Annotated in this window: 1 protein-coding gene; it reads right to left on the bottom strand. The window is 74.3% G+C overall.

The genetic code is table 11. From position 1 onward, the window contains the following. A partial coding sequence (locus tag BEK98_RS47465; RefSeq protein ID WP_244202325.1) for a ketoreductase domain-containing protein occupies window positions 1–265 on the bottom strand: 265 nt, incomplete at both ends.

Genomic DNA, 265 nt, shown 5'->3' with positions numbered 1-265 from the left:
CCGCCGGTGTCGTGGGCAACGCGGGCCAGGGCAACTACGCGGCCGCCAACGTCTTCCTCGACCAACTCGCCCACCACCGGCGGCCGAGGACACCAGCAGGAACAGGTCCAGCGGGGTGTCGGCGGTGAGCCGGTGCAGCTGGAGGGCCCCGTCGACCTTGGGGCGCAGCACCCGCGCCAGCCGCTCGGGCGTCAGCTCGGCGACCACCCCGTCGTCGAGGATCCCGGCGCAGTGCACGACACCGCGCAGGGGCAACTCGTCGCCG

The organism is Streptomyces diastatochromogenes, from assembly GCF_002242805.1.
GTDB lineage: Bacteria > Actinomycetota > Actinomycetes > Streptomycetales > Streptomycetaceae > Streptomyces > Streptomyces diastatochromogenes.
Note: the sequence above shows the minus strand (reverse complement) of the source record. Positions and strands in the feature narration are given on the sequence as shown.